Genomic DNA, 5,972 nt, shown 5'->3' with positions numbered 1-5,972 from the left:
ACGACGGAGGCACAACCTGGACGCTAAAACCCTACGGATTCGGATTTACAGCCAAATCCGTTAAAAGAATCGGAGACAATTTATGGGTTTCCGGTTACGATGGTTCTATTGTAAAATCCACGGACGGGGGGGACACCTGGACTTATCTGGCCAAAAATAGTCCCAATTTGTACGCCATGGCGTTTGCTTCCAAAACAAACGGGCTGGCCGTTGGTTACTACGGCATGTGCTACCAAACCACGAACGCGGGTTACTCCTGGGAACCGACCAGTCTTATTTTAGACAATGATCCCCGCAGCCTTCAGGCGATCGATTTCGCCAACGCCGATACGGGCTGGGTCGTCGGGCGAAACGGGCTCATCGGAAAAACCCTGGATGGCGGAGAAACCTGGGTTTCTCAAGCAGACACGGCCATTACAAAATCACTGTATTCGGTTTTTGCCGCTAACGACACAACCGTCTGGATTGGCGGGTACAACGGAATCCTTTACCGAAGCACGGATGGAGGGGCAACCTGGAGTGCCCAAAATGCCGGCCTTCCGGCCAAGACGATTTATGCCATTTATTTTGCAGACGATTCAGCCGGCTGCATTGGCGGAAGGGATTCCACCCTGTACTACACAACCGACGGCGGGGCCACCTGGACCAAGTCTGCAACCTCAATCGGTGCCAAAAAGACTATCAATGCCTTTTATTTTTACGATTCCCAACACGGTTGGGCGGTGGCCGACGGAGGGTACATTTTGGCTACTTCTGATACCGGAAAAACGTGGGTTGTAAAAGCACATCCTACCACAAAGTCTCTCTATTCGATCCTGATGGTTTCCCCGACACAAGGATGGGCTGCCGGATATAAAGGGCTTGTCTTTTACACCACGGATGGAACAACCTGGACGCCCGTCACAACGGGTGCGACCCAAACAATTAAAGGAATGGATTTCCGGAACAATGCCATGTTGTTCACCGCCGGTTACAGCGGAATCATTATGAAAGCCGTTCGCGAAGACTACGTGGCTCACAGCAACATCAAAATCAATGAGTTGTACGTGGGCGGACCCAAAAATGATCATTATTTTTTCAAGGATCAATATATAGAACTCTACAACGCGGGCACTCAAACCGAATATCTCGATGGAAAAATTATTTGCCGGCTCGCCGGAAATATTACAAAAGTGACCTACATTTTCCAATTTCCCGGAAATGGAACGGATTATCCGATTCAACCCGGAGAATACAAGGTGTGTGCCCAGTCAGCTGTAAATTGGAAGGAACAGGTCCCGACCAGTATTGACCTGTCCCATGCGGATTTTGAATTCTACAACCCGGAGAACGCATCCGATCCCGATAATCCGAATGTACCGAATATTGTGAATCTTTATACCGGTCGCCACACCGATTTCATGCTGAGTCTGACCAGCGATGAAGTGATTCTGGCTTCAGGTGCCGATGTGGATTACACGGACGGAATCGATTTTGAAACCGTGATTGACGGTGTCGAATACGATGGAAAACCAACCAGTTCTGTCACACTGGATCCGAGAATCAGTGCCGACCACTTCTGTTGTGCGGTAAAATATCAGGGAAAATCCATCGAGCGGATTGCTCCCGGGTACGACACCAACAATTGCGCCACTGATTTTCGCCTGATCGATTACCCAACCCCCGGTTTGACCATGCCGGTCGAATTGGCGTCTTTTACGGCTTCTGTTGGTAAAAAAGGCGTTACACTCTCCTGGACAACGGCTTCAGAAACCAACAACCTGGGATTCGAAATTCAGAGAAGTCTTGACAAAAAGGCTTTTCAGAAAATCGGATTCGTCAAGGGAAACGGAACCACCTCAAAATCCCACGTTTACTCTTTCGTGGACGAATCGGCTCATGGAAACACCTATTACTATCGCTTAAAACAGGTGGATCTGGACGGCACATTTGAATTTTCCAACATTCTAACCGTAAATGCCGTTATTCCGTTGCGTTACGCTTTGGAACAAAACTATCCCAATCCGTTCAATCCCAGAACGAGTATTGCTTTTCAATTAAAGAAAACGGGAAAAGTTACATTGGAAATCTACAACACGGTTGGACAGCGTGTGGCCACACTCGTTGACGGAAAGAAAATGAAGGCCGGATCCCACAGGGTTTCCTGGAATGCCGCCAGTTACCCATCCGGACTCTATTTTTACAAACTTTCTGTTAACCACTTCCAATCGGTCAAAAAGATGTTACTTGTAAAATAATCACTTGTAAGGGGAAGGCAAACGCCTTCCCCCCTTTTTTCAATTAAAAACAGTGAAAAAATCGGGGTTCCCCGATAAGAGCGGAATATTTTTTATCATTTTATGAATTTGAGTTCACGTTTCAATTCATCTAAATTTAGGGTGATCATGAAGGAGAAGCTATGAAAAAGAGTGTTTTGGGATCCATCGGTTTCCTTCTTTTGTTGGCGACGATCGTTTTTGGGGAAAATCAATGGATATCGGCAGTGGCTCCGACCTTTCAAAAGGGGTTTTACGGAGTCTCTTTCGCCACAAAGGATATGGGGTGGGTTGTTGGAATGAGCGGCACGATCCTGGGCACCTCCGACGGCGGAACAACCTGGACCCCTGTTGAAGGGGTCACCACAAAAACCCTGAAATCCGTTACTTTTCTTGACGAAAAAAACGGATGGATCGCGGGATCCGACGGAACATTACTCCACACAACCGACGGGGGTAAAACCTGGACATCCGTTGGGAATTTTACGGATACAGATGATTTTACAAAGGTATTTTTTCTGGATGCCACCCACGGCTGGGTGGTGGGATTAAAGGGCGTGTTTTATCGGACAACCGATGGCGGTTCCACTTGGGTGAAAGCCTCTGATCTGGGCGGAATAACGGAGGATATTAACGCGATCTCATTTTACGATGCCAATAACGGCGTTATGGCGACGAAATATTTTCTTGCCGCCACAACCGACGGCGGAGACACCTGGACAAAAGGAACCCTGGATTTTGGTGGGCATTCCTACAGCCGCAATGACTTTAAAGCGGTTTGCATGGTGTCCAAAACGGTGGCCTATGCCACAGGATGGGGCTCGATGGCTGCCGGGTTACAGCCCACCCTGCTCCTGAAAACAACCGACGGCGGAAAAAGCTGGACCTTTCTGAACCAGACCCATCCGACTTACTGTTATGGATACGACATGTACTTTAGCGATGAGAATACCGGGTACATTGTGGGCGGCGGTGCCGGTTACGGAAGTTTAATTCTGAAAACGACTGACGGGAAAAACTTCGAATCGATGCCCATTTTTACAGGAAATACCCTGAAGGCCATTTCTGTTGCCGATGGTCGTATTTGGGCAGTCGGGAATTATGGGGAATTGGCTTTCTCTGACGACGACGCCCAAACCTGGACTCCCGCCTATAAAATTCCGTACATCGTGAATTATTATGCCATTGCGGCACCCGACTCCCAGGCCGTTTTAGCGGCCGGCTGGAATGGCGGGATGATTCAAAGCACCAACGCCGGCAAAGACTGGACCGTTCACTGCGTGACCGAAGAAAATCGCGCCACCCGCGTGCAGGACCTCTTCTTTTTGAATTCTGACCTGGGATGGAGCTGCGGCGGCTACGCATCCATCGCACGAACCGAAGACGGCGGAAACACCTGGGAGGGACTGCGCATTTCGAGCAATGCCAAATCAACCTATTATGGAATTTTCTTTCTCAATGCAAATACCGGTTTTGTCTGCGGAAAGGATTCAAGGGGACATGACATCATTGAATACACAAAAGACGGCGGCTCCAATTGGAATGTGGTTCTTGAAGATTCCATCCACAAACCGATCTACGACATTTGGTTTTCCGACAACACGCACGGTGTTGCCGTTGGAGGAGATTCTTCGATCCTTTACACGGCCGACGGCGGGATGTCCTGGACGAAGGCCACACACGACTTCCCGGACAAAGTTGATTTCGAATCCGTCTGCTTTGCGTCGCCTCAAAACGGCTGGGTGGTTGGAAAGGCCCTGAAAGGCGGGAACAGTGCCGTTCTGCATTCTACGGATGGCGGGACGACCTGGACGGCGGTCGATTTAAAAACCAGCCTTTATCTGTACAAAGTGCGGTTCCAAAACGCCAGCCACGGCTGGATTGTGGGTAAAGGAGGCGCTGTTTTTGAAACATCAGACGGTGGAAACACCTGGAATCCCGTGGACGTTCAAAATTCGAATGATCTAAAGGCCGTGGCTCAGACCAACGGGGGCCAGCCCTGGATTGTGGGGTACCGGTCAACTGTTCTGACCTATCCGCTTAGCACAGTCGTAGAACAAGCGGCCTTTCACACACAGCCTGTCTCATTTCAGCTTTACCAGAATTACCCGAATCCCTTTAATCCGGTGACGCGAATTTCGTTTGAGATTCCCTGCAAATCTCACGTGAAGCTTTCCATATTCGATTTGGAAGGGCGCGCCATTCAAACGCTGATCGATGACACGGAAGACGCCGGCACCCATTCCGTTCGGTGGAATGCGTCCCATTTCCCGACAGGTGTGTATTTTTACCACTTGCAGGCCGGGCGGTTTTCAACAGTTAAAAAACTGTTGTTGCTGAAATAGAAAATGCCCGTTTGAACGGATGGGACATTCTTTTAAAAAACTATTGCAATTTGTGGATGCGTTGGCTATTTTTAGGGTATATCCATTTATTTAACTATGAAAGACCTAAAAAACAGGTGAGTCACATGAACGTATTGGTCATTGGTAGCGGTGGGCGTGAACATGCGCTCGTTTGGAAGTTAGCCCAAAGTGAAAACGTGGATAAAATCTACTGTGCACCCGGAAACCCCGGCATCGAAACCCTGGCGGAGCTGGTTCCCATCCGTGCCAATGACATTCAGGAGCTGTTAACGTTTGCCCTTTCTCAGAAGATCGATTTTACGGTCGTCGGACCAGAACTGCCATTGGTGCATGGAATTGTGGACGTTTTCCAGGGGAAGGGGCTCAAGATATTCGGACCGTCACAGGAGGCGGCACTTATTGAAGGCAGTAAATCCTTTGCCAAGGATTTTATGCGCCGCTACAACATCCCAACGGCGGACTACGATGTGTTTACCAAACTGGACAACGCTCGAAAATATCTGTGGAATCACGAGGGGCGGGTGGTTATTAAGGCCGATGGCCTGGCTGCCGGAAAGGGTTCTGTGGTGTGTCATACCCCCAGCGACGCCCAAAAGGCCCTTGAAGAAATGATGCTGCGAAACGTTTTTGGCGAAGCGGGTCACAAGGTGGTCATTGAGGAGTTCCTGGAAGGAGAAGAAGTCTCGATTCTGGCTTTGAGTGACGGGAAAAATGTTCTTCCACTCATCCCATCTCAGGATCACAAAGCGGCCTACGACGATGACCTCGGCCCGAACACGGGCGGCATGGGTGCTTACGCACCCGTTCCCTTTGTCGATCAGGCACTGGTTCAAGAAATTCAGAAAACGATCCTCGAACCCACCATTCACGGCATGGCTAAAGACGGGAACCCCTATACGGGCGTTCTTTATGCCGGTCTAATGCTTACAACCAACGGACCGAAGGTCATCGAATTCAACTGCCGCTTTGGCGATCCGGAAACACAGGTTATTTTGCCGCTCATTCAATCCGATTTGCTGGATTTGATGATGGCCACATTGGACGGATCTCTTCATCAGTCACCATTAAAAATCCATGAAAAATCAGCCGTTTGTGTTATTATGGCATCGGAGGGATACCCGGGTTCCTATGAGAAGGGAAAGGAAATTACGGGACTGGATCAGGATTTTGGTGAGAACACCCTCATTTTCCACGCGGGAACCCGGCGTAAAAACGGGAAACTTGTCACCAACGGCGGGAGGGTTCTGGGCGTTACCCATCTGGCGGATTCGTTAAAGGAGGCCATGGAAGGAGCCTACAACGCCGTTCAATCCATTCATTTCGAAGGGGCCTATTATCGAAAGGATATTGG

At 49.4% G+C, this 5,972-nt stretch carries 3 protein-coding genes; all 3 read left to right on the top strand.

Going from position 1 to position 5,972, the window contains the following annotated elements; genetic code table 11:
* The coding region (locus GXO76_00065) for a DUF4876 domain-containing protein (GenBank protein NOY76236.1) at nucleotides 1–2,237 on the top strand (2,237 nt) is incomplete at its 5' end.
* Between the two features lie 161 nt (nucleotides 2,238–2,398).
* Nucleotides 2,399–4,600, top strand: a complete 2,202-nt coding sequence (locus tag GXO76_00060; GenBank protein NOY76235.1) for a T9SS type A sorting domain-containing protein — start codon at nucleotides 2,399–2,401, stop codon at nucleotides 4,598–4,600.
* 125 nt (nucleotides 4,601–4,725) lie between these two features.
* On the top strand, nucleotides 4,726–5,972 hold a 1,247-nt coding region (gene purD / locus GXO76_00055; GenBank protein NOY76234.1), incomplete at its 3' end, for a phosphoribosylamine--glycine ligase.

This window comes from Calditrichota bacterium (assembly GCA_013151735.1).
Taxonomy (GTDB): Bacteria; Zhuqueibacterota; JdFR-76; order JdFR-76; family BMS3Abin05; genus BMS3Abin05.
Note: the sequence above shows the minus strand (reverse complement) of the source record. Positions and strands in the feature narration are given on the sequence as shown.

Coding starts and splice junctions, on each gene's coding strand:
- GXO76_00060 (NOY76235.1), top strand. CDS start 2,399: ATGAAAAAGAGTGTTTTGGGATCCATCGGTTTCCTTCTTTTGTTGGCG.